Source organism: Bradyrhizobium sp. IC3195 (assembly GCF_020193585.1).
GTDB lineage: Bacteria > Pseudomonadota > Alphaproteobacteria > Rhizobiales > Xanthobacteraceae > Bradyrhizobium > Bradyrhizobium yuanmingense.
This window is the reverse complement of sequence record NZ_JADYVG010000007.1, coordinates 124,797-138,511: the sequence shown is the minus strand read 5'-3', so window position 1 is coordinate 138,511 and position 13,715 is coordinate 124,797. Positions and strand designations below refer to the sequence as shown.

The 13,715-nt window shown below is 64.8% G+C and carries 15 protein-coding genes; 9 read left to right on the top strand and 6 right to left on the bottom strand.

The window, feature by feature from the left end; genetic code table 11:
* Positions 1-39: 39 nt before the first annotated feature.
* Together I6F09_RS16525 and I6F09_RS16520 are read right to left on the bottom strand one after the other, a co-directional pair.
* Positions 40-384: a hypothetical protein gene (locus I6F09_RS16525; RefSeq protein WP_225188528.1), complete on the bottom strand. Its 345-nt coding sequence runs from the start codon at positions 382-384 to the stop codon at positions 40-42.
* A 373-nt stretch (positions 385-757) separates the two neighbouring features.
* Positions 758-1,066, bottom strand: coding sequence for a hypothetical protein (locus I6F09_RS16520; RefSeq protein WP_225171891.1), 309 nt, complete (start codon positions 1,064-1,066; stop codon positions 758-760).
* A 608-nt stretch (positions 1,067-1,674) separates the two neighbouring features.
* Here I6F09_RS16520 and I6F09_RS16515 point away from each other — a divergent pair.
* The 3 genes from I6F09_RS16515 (at position 1,675) to I6F09_RS16505 (ending at position 4,318) form a co-directional block, all read left to right on the top strand.
* Positions 1,675-2,169, top strand: coding sequence for a MarR family winged helix-turn-helix transcriptional regulator (locus I6F09_RS16515; protein WP_035996519.1), 495 nt, complete (start codon positions 1,675-1,677; stop codon positions 2,167-2,169).
* Between the two features lie 99 nt (positions 2,170-2,268).
* The gene (locus tag I6F09_RS16510) at positions 2,269-3,639 is read left to right on the top strand and encodes a glutamate--cysteine ligase (RefSeq protein WP_035996529.1); all 1,371 of its coding nucleotides are present in this window, start codon (positions 2,269-2,271) and stop codon (positions 3,637-3,639) included.
* 112 nt (positions 3,640-3,751) lie between these two features.
* Positions 3,752-4,318, top strand: a complete 567-nt coding sequence (locus tag I6F09_RS16505) for a PAN domain-containing protein (RefSeq protein ID WP_035996547.1) — start codon at positions 3,752-3,754, stop codon at positions 4,316-4,318.
* Positions 4,319-4,427: 109 nt separating this feature from the next.
* Here I6F09_RS16505 and I6F09_RS16500 read toward each other — a convergent pair whose 3' ends face one another.
* The 4 genes from I6F09_RS16500 to I6F09_RS16485 form a co-directional block, all read right to left on the bottom strand.
* Positions 4,428-4,994, bottom strand: coding sequence for a nucleotidyltransferase family protein (locus tag I6F09_RS16500; protein ID WP_035996550.1), 567 nt, complete (start codon positions 4,992-4,994; stop codon positions 4,428-4,430).
* A gap of 10 nt (positions 4,995-5,004) precedes the next feature.
* Positions 5,005-5,784 (bottom strand): signal peptidase I, encoded by a 780-nt coding sequence (gene lepB / locus I6F09_RS16495; RefSeq protein WP_225128513.1) that lies wholly within the window; start codon positions 5,782-5,784, stop codon positions 5,005-5,007.
* Entirely contained in the window at positions 5,781-7,208 is a 1,428-nt protein-coding gene (tldD, locus tag I6F09_RS16490; protein ID WP_225188527.1) for a metalloprotease TldD, read from the bottom strand. Before tldD ends, lepB begins: the two co-directional genes overlap by 4 nt.
* A 112-nt stretch (positions 7,209-7,320) precedes the next feature.
* Entirely contained in the window at positions 7,321-7,854 is a 534-nt protein-coding gene (locus I6F09_RS16485) for an invasion associated locus B family protein (protein WP_035996576.1), read from the bottom strand.
* A gap of 458 nt (positions 7,855-8,312) precedes the next feature.
* Here I6F09_RS16485 and coxB point away from each other — a divergent pair, with 458 nt between their 5' ends.
* The 6 genes from coxB (at position 8,313) to I6F09_RS16455 (ending at position 13,679) form a co-directional block, all read left to right on the top strand.
* Complete coding sequence (coxB, locus tag I6F09_RS16480; RefSeq protein WP_035996579.1) at positions 8,313-9,167, top strand: cytochrome c oxidase subunit II; 855 nt, start codon at positions 8,313-8,315, stop codon at positions 9,165-9,167.
* A gap of 83 nt (positions 9,168-9,250) precedes the next feature.
* Entirely contained in the window at positions 9,251-10,867 is a 1,617-nt protein-coding gene (gene ctaD, locus I6F09_RS16475; RefSeq protein WP_035996582.1) for a cytochrome c oxidase subunit I, read from the top strand.
* Positions 10,868-10,928: 61 nt separating this feature from the next.
* Positions 10,929-11,873, top strand: a complete 945-nt coding sequence (locus tag I6F09_RS16470; protein WP_035996584.1) for a heme o synthase — start codon at positions 10,929-10,931, stop codon at positions 11,871-11,873.
* Entirely contained in the window at positions 11,870-12,046 is a 177-nt protein-coding gene (locus I6F09_RS16465; RefSeq protein WP_035996586.1) for a hypothetical protein, read from the top strand. The genes I6F09_RS16470 and I6F09_RS16465 overlap by 4 nt, the downstream gene beginning before the upstream one ends.
* A gap of 5 nt (positions 12,047-12,051) precedes the next feature.
* Positions 12,052-12,705: a cytochrome c oxidase assembly protein gene (locus I6F09_RS16460; protein WP_036020565.1), complete on the top strand. Its 654-nt coding sequence runs from the start codon at positions 12,052-12,054 to the stop codon at positions 12,703-12,705.
* 77 nt (positions 12,706-12,782) lie between these two features.
* A complete protein-coding gene (locus I6F09_RS16455; protein WP_035996590.1) occupies positions 12,783-13,679 on the top strand; it encodes a cytochrome c oxidase subunit 3 in 897 nt (298 codons plus the stop codon).
* Positions 13,680-13,715 lie beyond the last annotated feature (36 nt).

Genomic DNA, 13,715 nt, shown 5'->3' with positions numbered 1-13,715 from the left:
GCTACGCAAATAAAGGCCGGATCATCGATCCGGCCTTCTTCATTTGCTGTCTCCGAACGGCGAGAAGGCGCGCCCTCCGACGACATCGTCGTCGAGACGGGCCTTCCAGCTGCCCTCGTCGCCGCGGCCGATGCGCACCTTGAAACGCCAACCATTCTGGTTGGTAAAGGCGACGTCCGCGCCGCTCTTCGTCCTGGCGTAGCGGCAGGGATATTCGGTCGGCCGGTCCGGAAAGACGATCTTGCCTTCCTTGCTCTCGAACACAGCCGAGGTGATCTGCGGATGGATCATGAAGATGCAATTGCGCTGCGACGCGACCGGCGTCGAGAGCCCGAGCATCGCCAGCGGCGCGCCGGCGGCGGTCATGAGGACGATCATGTTCATGGAGGCAATTGTCTCCTGGAGATGCTCCTTCGACGTCGCCGCGGATCAGATGGTTCACAAAAGGAAGGGCTGGATCATCGCTTGGGCGCTCTGCCTTGAGCCTTGTCACATCGATTGATGCGCTTTCGTCTCACCCCAGCACCCAATCCTCCACCCCGGCCACGCTCGCTTCGCCCTGGCACCGCTCTTGCTGATGATCCACCGGATGGCCCATCGACATTGAAGGTGTCTCGCAATGATCCCCACGGTGTCTCAAGACAGCGCAGCCGGCGTTGCGGTAAGATACGCCCCCTTGTTGCTGCTGGATCGGCCGTGGCGCCGCCGCAGGCTCCTCCGGTGGCGCAGAAAAATTCCTTCGTGGTTTGGCCTGGTCTTACTCGTCCTCGTCTTTGATGTTGCGCTGGCCGTGCTTGCCTGGTTCGCCGTCGATCTCGTCCTGCACTGAAAGCTCACCTCTGTGCACGTAGAACGTCGCCGCCAAATAGGCGACCTGGCCGGCAATCAGGCAGCCGACGATGATTGGAACGCCCGTCCAGAATCCAAAGCCCGAGGTCTGAAGCACCGTCGCGGCAAGGATCGCAGTCGCCGGCGAGACCAGCAATAGAGTCCAGACTCGGAAGAATAGACCCGTCGCCAAGCCGGTGATTGCGCTCGCGAGCAGGAGGAGGATTACAGTCGTCACAATAGCTTTCCGGTCCGACGGTTAGCGTCCTGTCCCGCGCTGAAGTTGAGGCACAGGAGGATTGCTCTCACAAGGATGGCGACGTCCGCGGAGCGCAAAAGGCGGAGTTACTGTTAACCCGGACAATGCTCGTAAAATCCCCGTCAGCGCATCGCGAATCATCGGATTAGCGAATGACGCAAGCAAAGAGCCGAATCATCGGTCCGGCTCTTCGTCGACCCCGCCCGTCACGCTTCGCGAACGGCGGACCAGAGCTGACCGGCGATCATCTGGACAATCACTTGGCCTTCCGTCACGATCTGATTGCCGTCGAGGCCCAGCGCAGGGACTTGGCCCGAAGGAGGCCCCAACTTCAGATAATCCTCACCATTTCGGGCTTCTTTGCGCCGCTATCGACCTCGACCAGGCCACAGAGCGGGCTGGCCTCCAGGAGCACGAGGCGGGGACGGCGGGCACACACCGGGGAAACCATCCGGTTTCGAGGAATTTCCTTCCCCTGACGCTTGGCTCGGCCGAAAGAACGACTACATGCACCTGCTTGAAATAGTCAAGATTGATGCAGGTGCATCGAATGGAGTAAGAGACGGGCGACGAGCTTGAGCGGGACCATGAAACGCAAACCATCGACCGAGGCAACCGCCGCCTGGATCCGCCTGATGCGGGTGCAGAGCCGCGTGCTCGATTGCGTCGAGCAGGACTTGAAGAAGGCCGGCTTCCCACCGCTGGCCTGGTATGACGCCCTGCTCGAACTGTCGCGGGCGCCCTCGGGCGAGCTGCGGCCGGTCGAGCTCGAGCGGCAGATGCTGATCCCGCAATATTCGACCTCACGCCTGATCGACCGCCTGGTCGACGAGGGCCTCGCCTCGCGGCGCGAATGCAAGATCGACAAGCGCGGCCAGTTCGTCGAGATCACCGAAGCCGGCCGCGAGCTGCAGAAGCGAATGTGGGGCGCCTATTCGGCCGCGATCGAGAAATATGTCGGCTCGAAACTGTCGGACGCCGACGCCGTCAAGCTCAGCAATCTGCTCGATCGCCTGGGCTGCTCGTGCGGCGAGATGAAACTGCCGCCCGCGGCCGCCAACGAAACCATGCCATCGCGATGATCGCGCGGCAAACCCGCTCGCCCGTGCAACCGGTGGGTTCGCGGGCCGTCCCTGTCACCCGCGCGCGTTCGGTCGAAGCGCTTTTGATTAGAGTTTGATATGGCGCGAGACCAGATCGACATGACGCCGCTGCAATCACGCGACGAGCTCGTCGCGTGGTTCGAGGCAGGCTGCAAGGACCCGTCCGAGTTCCGCATGGGCACCGAGCACGAGAAAACGCCGTTCACGCTCGACGACCATCGTCCGGTGCCTTACGAGGGCGCGCGCGGCATCGGCGCGCTGCTCGAAGGCATGAAGCTCCTGCTCGGCTGGGAGCCGATCATGGAGCAGGGCAACATCATCGGCCTCTACGACGTCACCGGCGGCGGCGCCATCTCGCTCGAGCCCGGCGGACAGTTCGAGCTGTCCGGCGCGCCGGTCGAGAACGTGCACCAGACCCAGAGCGAGCTGATGGCGCACTTGGCGCAGGTGCGCGAGATCGCAACCCCGCTCGGCATCGGCTTCCTCGGCCTCGGCATGACGCCGTCCTGGTCGCGCGCCGATATCCCGGTGATGCCCAAGGGCCGCTACAAGATCATGACCAATTACATGCCGAAGGTCGGCCAATACGGCCTCGACATGATGTACCGGACCTGCACGGTGCAGACCAATCTCGACTTCTCCTCCGAAGCCGACATGGTCAAGAAGCTGCGCGTCTCGCTCGCGCTTCAGCCGGTCGCAACTGCACTGTTCGCTAATTCACCGTTCACCGAGGGCAGGCCGAACGGCTTCCTCTCGTTCCGGTCCGAGATCTGGCGCGACACCGACAATGCGCGCGCGGGCATGATGCCGTGGGCGTTCGAGGACGGCATGGGGTTCGAGCGCTATGTCGATTATGCGCTGGACGTGCCCATGTATTTCGTCAAGCGCGGCGAGGAGTACATCGACGTCTCGGGCTCCTCGTTCCGCGCCTTCTTCGACGGCCGCAACAACAACCTTCCCGGCGAGCGTCCGACCTTGTCGGACTGGGCCAACCACCTCTCGACGATCTTCCCGGAAGTGCGGCTCAAGCGCTATCTCGAGATGCGCGGCTCGGACGGCGGCCCGTGGGGCCGCTTGCCGGCGCTGCCGGCGTTCTGGGTCGGGCTGCTCTACGACGATGCCTCGCTCGATGCCGCCTGGGAGATCGTCAAGCACTGGAGCGCGCATGAACGCCAAGCCCTGCGCGACGACGTGCCGCGCATGGGCTTCAAGGCGCGGATCAAGGACCGCTATCTGTTCGAGATCGCCAAGGAATGCCTCGTTCTTGCCCATGCCGGCCTGCGCCGGCGCGGCCGGATCGATCAACTCGGCCGCGACGAAACCCGGCATCTCGAGCCGCTCGATCGCATCATCGATTCCGGCCGGACGCCGGCCGAGGAGATGCTGGATAAATTCAACGGACCCTGGAAGGGCTCGGTGGAACCGGCCTACGCAGAATACGCGTTCTAGACTCTGCAGCCGGGCACCCAGGATTCAGCCGTTCATCGCCCATACAGGTTTGCGGCGATCAAATGACCGGCTGAAAAACCTGAGCGTCGTCAATAATTCGAAAGCTGTTCCGATGTGGAAGGGCCGCCTGTCCGGGGCCATCATGGCCAGCGCCGCGGCATGTGTCACGCTGCTTTCGCTTGCGTTTGCGAGCGCGCCGGCGCTTGCCCAGACGGCGTTCGACCGGCCCGGCGGCGACTATTTCAGTACGCCCGTCACCTCCGGCGATCCCGAGGATTGCGCGCTGCTGTGCGAGCGCGATCGCCGTTGCCGCTCCTGGAGCTTCAACTATCCCGATGTCGAAGGCGGCTCGGCCGTGTGCTGGCTGAAGAACACCGTGCCGGCCCGCGTGCCGGGTAGCTGCTGTATCTCCGGGGTGCGCGGCGCCGGCGTGATCGAGCCGCGCGTCGAAGGCGTCGAGACGTCGATCGACCGTCCCGGCGGCGACTTGCGCAATTTCGAGCTCAAGGACGGCGAAAGCGTCGAGGCCTGCAAGGCCGCCTGCACCGCCGACAACAAATGCCGCGCCTTCACCTATGCCCGCCCCGGCTACACCGGGCGCGAGGCGCGCTGCTTCCTGAAGAAGGAAATCAAGCCGCCGCGAAGGAAGGCGGGGTTCACGTCGGGCGTGGTGCGGTAGCATCCATACTCGTGCCCCGGACGCCATCAGCGCGTTTACGCGCGTCTTCGACGCGCTATGGCGGCGCTTCTTCAGCGCCGCACTGCAGAGACGGGACACGTGAGGCACCTCACTCCGCCGCGATCACCGTGATCTCCGGCCACAGCGCTTTCCAGCGCTTAGCCTTCGCTTCGTAGTTCGCCGCGGAAAAATTCGGTCCTGGATTTGGCCGCGCGATCAGTGCCGCAATGTCGTCAAACCCGCGCGGTGCGTAGACTTCGTGGCCATCGCTTGCGCGCCTGACGCCGACCTGTGTGTTCTGCGTGAGGAAGCGGTCGATGCCTTCCCTCGAGCTTCTCAGCGGCGGATACGGCAGGCCGTGCTTGGCCGGGTACCACATGTGCACGCGGGCCTGGTTGCGGACCTCGATCTTGGCGCCGAGATGCGCGAGGCGCGCATGGAGGGTGCGGATCACCGCGTCCTCGGCCTCCCACGATGTGTCGGCGCCGAAATAGAACACGTCGTAATCGGCGATGCCGTGGTCGATCGGGCGCCCCGTGAGCACGTTCCATACCGTCTGCACCAGGCATCCCGACACCAGCCATGCATCCGGTAATGCAAGTCGATGCAGCTCGTCGGCGATCGCGGCGTTGACCGGATTGCGTAAGGCGAGCGCGAGGAATTCGTCCTTGCTCACCTGCGACCGGTCAGTGCACGGCGGTGAAGAACCGCGACAGCCTGAATCCGGACAGCCAGGTCCATACCGGCTGGCTGCGCATGCCGAGGTCCCAGGAGCCGACCACGGCGTCCGCACGGCCGATCAGATTGTCGATCGGCAGCAGGCCGACGCCGCCGGAGCGCAGCGGCACGCGGCTGTCGGCGGAATTGTCGCGGTTGTCGCCGAGCACGAACAGATGCCCGGTCGGGACCGTCACCTCGGGCGTGTTGTCGAGCGGACCGCTGTCGCGCATCTTGAAGATCAGATGCGAGACGCCGTTCGGCAGCGTCTCGACATAGCGATAGGCGGGCTCGCTGCCGCCGCTGTCGTTCTCGGCGGCGCCGACGCCGTCCGGCTTCAGCTCGGCCGGACGGTCGTTGATGAAGAGCTGGCCCTGCCGCATCTGGATGCGGTCGCCGGGCAGGCCCACGACGCGCTTGACCCAGGCCTGCGAACGATCGCCGGGCCAGCGGAAGACGACGACGTCGCCGAGCTTCGGCGTCTCCGCGAACACGCGGCCGCTTTCCGGCAGGCTGATCTGGATCGGCAGCGACGAGGTGCCGTAGCCATAGGGGAATTTCGAGGCGAGCAGCGCATCACCGATCAGGAGCGTCGGCTCCATCGAGCCCGAAGGCACGTAGAACGGCTCGGCGAGCGCGCCCTTGGCGATGAAGACCGCGGCGACGATGCCGGCGAGCTGAGCGATCTGTCCGCCCCAGCCGCTGCTTTTGCGCTTGGGGCTGACCGTGACCTTGTCTTCAACGCTCATGCGCCGGTTCCACCCACGGTGATGCGTTCCATCAGCAGCGACGGCTGGCCGACGCCGACAGGCACGCCCTGGCCGTTCTTGCCGCAGGTGCCGATGCCGGTGTCGAGCGCGAGGTCGTTGCCGATCATGCGGATGCGATGCAGGTCGGTCGGTCCGTTGCCGATCAGCATGGCGCCTTTCAGGGGCGCCCCGATCTTGCCGTTCTCGATCTTGTAGGCCTCGGTGCACTGGAACACGTATTTGCCCGAGGTGATGTCGACCTGTCCGCCGCCGAAATTCGCGGCGAACACGCCGTTCTTCACCGAGGCGATGATCTCGGCCGGATCGCGGTCGCCGGCGAGCATGTAGGTGTTGGTCATGCGCGGCATCGGCAGATGGGCATAACCCTGGCGACGGCCGTTGCCGGTCGGCTTCATGTTCATCAGCCGTGCGTTCTGGCGGTCCTGCATGTAGCCGACCAGGATGCCGTCCTCGATCAGCACGGTGCGATTGGTCGGCGTGCCCTCGTCGTCGATCGACAGCGAGCCGCGGCGCGAGGCGATGGTGCCGTCGTCGACCACGGTGACGCCCTTGGCCGCGACCTGCTGGCCCATCAGGCCCGCAAAAGCAGATGTCTTCTTGCGATTGAAGTCGCCCTCGAGGCCGTGGCCGACCGCTTCATGCAGCATCACGCCGGGCCAGCCGGCGCCGAGCACGACGTCCATCTCGCCGGCGGGCGCCGGAATCGACTCCAGATTGACCAGCGCCTCGCGCAGCGCGCCGTCGGCGGCCTCGCGCCAATTCCTGCTCTCGATGAACTCGGCATAGCCGGCGCGGCCGCCATAGCCCTTGCTGCCGCTCTCCTGGCGGTCGCCCTGGCCGGCGACGACGGAGATGTTGACGCGCACCAGCGGACGGATGTCGCGATAGCTCTCACCGTCGGGCCGCAGGATCTCGACGACCTGCCAGGTCGCGCCGAGACTGACGCTGACCTGCCGCACCCGTGGATCCTTGTCGCGCAGGTAAGCGTCGATCTCGGCGAGCAGTTTTACTTTTGTCTCGAAGCCTGGGGCATCCAGGGGATTGTCGTCGCCATAGAGGCGGACATTGGTATGCGGCGGCGGCGCCGAGAAGCTGCCGGAGTAGCCGCCGCGCACGGCGGCAACCGCATCGGCAGCGCGGATCAGCGCCGGCAGCGAGACGTCGGAGGAATGCGCGTAGCCGACCGCATCGTCCTTGACGGCGCGCAGGCCAAAACCCTGCGAGGTGTCGTAGGTCGCCTGCTTCAGCCGCCCATTGTCGAACATCAGCGCTTCGGTCTGGCTGTATTCCAGGAACAGCTCGCCGTCGTCGGCGCCGGAAAGCCCACGCGCGACCTCGCTGCGAACCTGGTCGCGGTCGAGATTGGCACGGTCGAGCAGGGAGGTCGTGGCAGGATTGGTCATGCGTCCGTCCATTAGCCGGGGATGTGGGGCAAGATAATGGTTTCGGATCGGTTCCGCGAGAGCGCGAAGCCTCACATTACGGAAACAAAAGGATTGTCAAGGTTAGCCGCTGCTACGGCAGCTTGTCATAGCCCTCACCCAGTCCGTTCAGGCTAAGCGGGAAGCCGATGCCTTCTTCCGGCGTCTCGAAGATGATGAAGGTCGCGGTCTTGGCGCTGCGGAGCTGGCCGAGCAGCTTGTCTTCCAGCACGACCTCGGCGACGCAGCCATTGGGCAGGCAGCGGACGAAGCCGGCGCGGCCGACGTCCTGGTTGTCGAGCTTGAGCCCGAGGCCGGAGGGCAACAGGACCCCGAGCGGAGCGACCACGCGCATCAGCCGGCTCTTCTGGTCGGCGGTCTTGAGCACGATCACGGTCAGGCCGGCATTGGAGCGGTCTTCCGCCACCACGCTCTGGATCAGGGCGCATTGCTCGGTCTGGGCGCCCGGCGGGGTGTCGCAGCGGATCTGCCAGTCGCCATGGACGGAGCGCACCGCGCCCTGCGCATGGGCGAGCCCCGGCAGCGCCAGCAGGACCATCGCAGCCACGAGGCCGGCGAGCGCCGGGAGGCCGTTCGCCGGCCTTGCCATCGATCTCGAAAGCCCCATCGGGTCGGTCCCTCTGCTCGCCTGGGTTGCTCGCGCTTGGCGGACTGATCTGGCGGACTGATACGGAATGACGGCGTCTTGAAGGCGATTCCCAAGCAAATTCCGCGCCGCCCACACCGCCATTGCCCGCACGAATCAGGCTGCCGCGTGGCAGTCTTCCAGTGCCTACCGCGGGCAATTCCGCTGTCAAGCCGCAGCGTCCCGGGAAACGGTATTTTTGTCTGATCTTGCTGGGAAATATCTTGCCGGTGATGGCTGGCAGGCGGGGCTCAAGACTGCATTGCGATAGATCAAGAATTATGGTTTGAGAGGCTTGATTTCGCGTTCTAGCGATCTGGCCCCAATTCCTCTTAGAGGTATTCTTGCGTGGCGGTTTGTCGGACTGGCGGATCGAATAAGCGTTTCCCGCAAGCAGGGGAATGCACGTGGGGTGATCTCGGAAGGGGAGCGCGAACGACATGAGGATGTCGATGGGTCGGGTGGGCCGGCAATTGCTGGGATTGGCCACCATCGCCTTGGTGGCGACTGGAGTCACGCTGGCGACGGGTGGTGCGGCCTTGGCCGAGCTCGGGCAGCCGGCGCCGTGGGAGTGGACGCTTCAGCAGTCCGGTTCCCCGGTGATGGACAACATCGTCTGGTTCCATAACTTCCTCTTCGTGCTGATCACTCTGATCACGCTGTTCGTCCTGGCGCTGCTCGTGATCGTGGTCGTCAAGTTCAACGCGAAGGCCAATCCGGTGCCGTCGCGGACCACCCACAACACGCTGATCGAGGTGGCTTGGACGCTCGTCCCGGTGCTGATCCTGGTCGGCATTTCGGTGCCGTCGTTCCGGCTGCTGTTCCTGGAGCTCGACATTCCGAAAGCGGACCTGACCGTGAAGGCGACCGGCAAGCAGTGGTACTGGTCCTATGCCTATCCGGATAACGGCAAGTTCGAATTCGATTCGCTGATGGCGCAGGACAAGCAGCCCCGTCTGCTCGGCGTCGACAACGAGATGGTGGTGCCGGTCAACAAGGTGATTCGCGTCCAGACCACGGGTGCGGACGTCATCCATGCGTTCGCGCTGCCGGCTTTCGGCGTCAAGATCGACGCCATTCCCGGCCGTCTGAACGAGACCTGGTTCAAGGCTACCAAGACCGGCATGTACTACGGTCAGTGCTCGGAACTGTGCGGCAAGGATCACGCCTTCATGCCGATTGCGATCCGCGTGGTGAGCGACCAGGAGTTCGCCTCCTGGGTCGAGACGGCGAAGAAGAAATTTGCGAGCGGCGGCACCAGCACCTACGCCTCCGCGGCCGGCCCGACGCAGTAAGCGCCGGGGGCGGCCTGAGGGACTGAAAGCGATAAGGGTGGGACCTCCAAAGGTCCGAATGGGACGCAAGGCAGGATTTGAAAATGGCAACGAGCGCAGCGGCACACGGCGATCACGCGCATCATGACGAGCATGCCCATCCGACCGGATGGCGGCGCTACGTCTATTCGACCAATCACAAGGACATCGGCACGATGTACCTGATCTTCGCGGTCGTCGCCGGCATCATCGGTGCGGCGATGTCGATCGCGATCCGGGCCGAGTTGATGTATCCGGGCGTGCAGGTCTTCCACGAGGCCCATACCTACAACGTGTTCGTGACCTCGCATGGCTTGATCATGATCTTCTTCATGGTCATGCCCGCGATGATCGGCGGCTTCGGCAACTGGTTCGTGCCGCTGATGATCGGCGCGCCAGACATGGCGTTCCCGCGCATGAACAACATCTCGTTCTGGCTGCTGCCGGCATCGTTCGCGCTGCTCTTGATGTCGACCTTCGTCGAGGGCGAGCCGGGCTCCAACGGCGTCGGGGCGGGTTGGACCATCTACGCGCCGCTGTCGACCTCGGGCCATCCCGGCCCGGCGGTTGACTTCGCGATCCTGTCGCTGCACCTCGCTGGTGCTTCCTCGATCCTGGGCGCGATCAACTTCATCACCACCATCTTCAACATGCGCGCGCCGGGCATGACCCTGCACAAGATGCCGCTGTTCGTGTGGTCGATCCTGGTGACGGTGTTCCTGCTGCTGTTGTCACTGCCGGTGCTCGCCGGTGCGATCACCATGCTGCTCACCGACCGCAATTTCGGCACGACGTTCTTCGCCCCCGACGGCGGCGGCGACCCCGTGCTGTTCCAGCATCTGTTCTGGTTCTTCGGTCACCCCGAGGTCTACATCCTGATCCTGCCCGGCTTCGGCATGATCAGCCAGATCGTCTCGACCTTCTCGCGCAAGCCCGTGTTCGGCTATCTCGGCATGGCCTATGCCATGGTCGCGATCGGCGGCATCGGCTTCGTGGTGTGGGCGCACCACATGTACACGGTCGGCATGTCCTCGGCGACGCAGGCCTATTTCGTCGCCGCCACGATGGTCATCGCGGTTCCGACCGGCGTGAAGATCTTCTCCTGGATCGCCACGATGTGGGGCGGCTCGATCGAATTCCGCGCGCCGATGATCTGGGCGGTGGGCTTCATCTTCCTGTTCACGGTCGGCGGCGTCACCGGCGTCGTGCTGGCGAACGCGGGTGTCGATCGCGTGCTCCAGGAGACGTACTACGTCGTCGCCCATTTCCACTACGTGCTGTCGCTCGGCGCGGTATTCGCGATCTTCGCCGGCTGGTACTACTGGTTCCCGAAAATGTCGGGCTACATGTACAATGAGGGCCTTGCCAAGCTGCACTTCTGGGTCACCTTCGTCGGCGTCAACCTGGTGTTCTTCCCGCAGCACTTCCTCGGCCTGTCCGGCATGCCGCGCCGCTACATCGACTATCCCGATGCGTTCGCGGGCTGGAACCTGGTCTCGTCGGTCGGCTCCTACATCTCCGGCTTCGGCGTGCTGATCTTCCTCTACTGCGTGCTGGACGCCTTCATGAAGAGGGTGCCGGCAGGCGACAATCCCTGGGGTGCCGGCGCGACCACGCTGGAGTGGACGCTGTCCTCGCCGCCGCCCTTCCACCAGTTCGAAGTGCTGCCCCGCGTGCAGTAACCAATCCCCCGCGGCGCCCGTGACGGGCGCCGCGGCGCTGTAACGAAGCGAGTAGATCTAAGTGTCCGTCCTCGACCACAACGCCATCGACATCAATCCCCACATCTCCGAAGCGGAGGTTGGCGATTATCTCGCATTGCTCAAGCCGCGGGTGATGTCGTTGGTGATCTTCACTGCGCTGGTCGGGATGGCGATGGCCCCGGGGCATTTCCACCCGGTGCTGGCGATCACCTCGCTGCTCTGCATTGCCGTCGGCGCCGGTGCCTCCGGGGCGCTCAACATGGCGCTCGAAGGCGACATCGACGCCAAGATGTCGCGCACGGCGAACCGGCCGATCCCGCGCGGCCGCATCACCCGCCCCGAGGCGATGGCGTTCGGCATGACGCTCGCCTTCTTCTCGGTGATGACGCTCGGCATCCTCGTCAACTGGATCGCGGGTGCGCTGCTCGCCTTCACCATCTTCTTCTACGTCGTGATCTACACGATGTGGCTGAAGCGCTGGACCGCGCAGAACATCGTGATCGGCGGCGCCGCCGGTGCGCTGCCGCCGGTGGTGGCCTGGGCCTCGGTGACGGGCACGGTCGATGTCGAGCCGCTGCTGCTGTTCGCCATCATCTTCTTCTGGACCCCGCCGCATTTCTGGGCGCTGGCGCTGTTCCGCTCCGACGACTACGCGCGCGCCGGCATTCCGATGCTGCCGAACGTCGCCGGTCCCGACGCCACGCGTCTGCAGATCCTGCTCTACACCATCGTGCTGATCGCGGTCGCCGCCGCGCCCTGGGCGCTCGGCTATTTCGATGCCGTCTACGGCGTGGTCTCGCTGATTCTCGGTGCCGGCATGCTGGTGCTCGCCATCAACGTCTATCTGCGCCGCGAGCGCAGCCAGTCGCTGCGCGCGACCCGCAAGCTATTTGCCTTCTCGATCCTGTACCTGTTCGCGCTGTTTGCGACCCTGCTGGCCGAGGTCGTGTACCGGGCGCTTGCTCCGATGGTTGGGGGCGCATGATCACCGCGATGGCCGACAAACCCGAGCCGGAAGGAATCGTCCTCACCGAGGCGCAGCGGAAGAGCCGTCGTCAGCGCTCCATCGCGATCGCTTTGGCGCTCGGCGTGCTCGTGGTGCTGTTCTTCGCCGTCACCATGGTCAAGGGGCCGGCCGTGCTCGTGCGGCCGATGTAGGAAACATGGATCACGAGCCCACCATATCGCAGGACGTCAGCGCCAGGCCGGGCCATCGCAACCCGGGCAAGGGCCGCGGGCTGGGGCGCGATGTGGTGGTCGCGTCCATCTGCGGCGGCGTGGTCGCGCTGATGGTCGGCGCCTCCTACGCGGCGGTGCCGTTCTACAATTGGTTCTGCCGCGCCACCGGCTTCAACGGCACGACGCAAGTGGCGACCTCTGCGCCGGCCACGGGCCCGATCGCGCGGAAGATCTCGGTGCGCTTCGATTCCAACGTCGCGCCCGGCCTGCCCTGGAAGTTCGAGCCGGAGCAGAGCGAGATCGAGGTCAATATCGGCCAGGTCGTGACCGTCTTCTACACCGTGACCAACCAGGCGGCGCGCGCCACCGCGGGCCAGGCCGCCTATAACGTCGCGCCCCTGACGGTCGGCGCCTATTTCCAGAAGATCAACTGCTTCTGCTTCACCGAGCAGACCATGGCGCCCGGTGAGAAGCGCGAGATGCCGGTCGTGTTCTACGTCGACCCGTCGATCGCCGCCGACCACGAGAACGACGGGCTGAGCACGATCACGCTGTCCTACACGTTCTATCCGGTGCGCGATCCCGTAGTGAAACCGCTGGCATCGGGCGAAGCCGACAAGCGCAAGGGAAATCTTTGACCGCAGGGCTCACGCGCAGGCGGTTGGACGCAAGGGGATAAGTGCCGGACAGGCACGGGATTGAGGAGAGAGACGGAATGGCCACGGCGCACACCAAGCATCACGACTATCACCTGGTCGATCCCTCTCCCTGGCCGGCGGTCGGCTCGCTCTCGGCCTTCATCATGGCGGTCGGCGCGGTCGCCTGGATGCACCACATGTTCTCGGCGGCACCGATCGTATTCGGCGTCGGCACCGTGGGCGTGCTCTACACCATGGCGAGCTGGTGGGCCGACGTGATCAAGGAGGCCCAGTACAAGGGCGATCACACCCGGGTCGTGCAGCTGCATCACCGCTACGGCATGATCCTGTTCATCGCCTCCGAGGTGATGTTCTTCGTCGCCTGGTTCTGGGCCTATTTCAACGCGGCGCTGTTTCCGGCCGATGCCGTCCACGCCACCCGCGATGCGGTGTTCGGTTGCGGCCTCGGCACGCAGCCCGGCGCCTGCGCGGTCCCGGGCACCTGGCCGCCGAAGGGCATCGAGACCTTCGATCCCTGGCATCTGCCGCTGCTGAACACGCTGATCCTGCTCACGTCAGGTACCACCGTGACCTGGGCGCACCATGCGCTGCTCGAGAACGACCGCCAGGGCCTGAAGTATGGCCTGATCCTCACCGTCGTGCTTGGCGCGCTCTTCACCTGCGTGCAGGCCTATGAGTACGCCCACGCGGCGTTCTCCTTCGGCGGCAACGTCTATGGCGCGACGTTCTTCATGGCGACCGGATTCCACGGCTTCCATGTGCTGGTCGGCACCATCTTCCTGCTGGTGTGCCTGTTCCGCGCCTATGCCGGCCACTTCACGCCGAAGCAGCATCTCGGCTTCGAGTTCGCGGCCTGGTACTGGCACTTCGTCGACGTGGTCTGGCTGTTCCTGTTCCTCTGCATCTACGTCTGGGGACGCGGCGCCGAGACCATGGCCAGCGCCGCGCACTGAGCCCGATCGAACCGATCAGGAAGGGCGGCCGCAGGG

Coding starts and splice junctions, on each gene's coding strand:
- I6F09_RS16510 (WP_035996529.1), top strand. CDS start 2,269: ATGGCGCGAGACCAGATCGACATGACGCCGCTGCAATCACGCGACGAG.
- ctaD (WP_035996582.1), top strand. CDS start 9,251: ATGGCAACGAGCGCAGCGGCACACGGCGATCACGCGCATCATGACGAG.
- I6F09_RS16505 (WP_035996547.1), top strand. CDS start 3,752: ATGTGGAAGGGCCGCCTGTCCGGGGCCATCATGGCCAGCGCCGCGGCA.
- I6F09_RS16515 (WP_035996519.1), top strand. CDS start 1,675: ATGAAACGCAAACCATCGACCGAGGCAACCGCCGCCTGGATCCGCCTG.
- I6F09_RS16485 (WP_035996576.1), bottom strand. CDS start 7,854: ATGGGGCTTTCGAGATCGATGGCAAGGCCGGCGAACGGCCTCCCGGCG.
- I6F09_RS16460 (WP_036020565.1), top strand. CDS start 12,052: ATGGATCACGAGCCCACCATATCGCAGGACGTCAGCGCCAGGCCGGGC.
- tldD (WP_225188527.1), bottom strand. CDS start 7,208: ATGACCAATCCTGCCACGACCTCCCTGCTCGACCGTGCCAATCTCGAC.
- lepB (WP_225128513.1), bottom strand. CDS start 5,784: ATGAGCGTTGAAGACAAGGTCACGGTCAGCCCCAAGCGCAAAAGCAGC.
- I6F09_RS16455 (WP_035996590.1), top strand. CDS start 12,783: ATGGCCACGGCGCACACCAAGCATCACGACTATCACCTGGTCGATCCC.
- coxB (WP_035996579.1), top strand. CDS start 8,313: ATGAGGATGTCGATGGGTCGGGTGGGCCGGCAATTGCTGGGATTGGCC.
- I6F09_RS16525 (WP_225188528.1), bottom strand. CDS start 384: ATGAACATGATCGTCCTCATGACCGCCGCCGGCGCGCCGCTGGCGATG.
- I6F09_RS16465 (WP_035996586.1), top strand. CDS start 11,870: ATGATCACCGCGATGGCCGACAAACCCGAGCCGGAAGGAATCGTCCTC.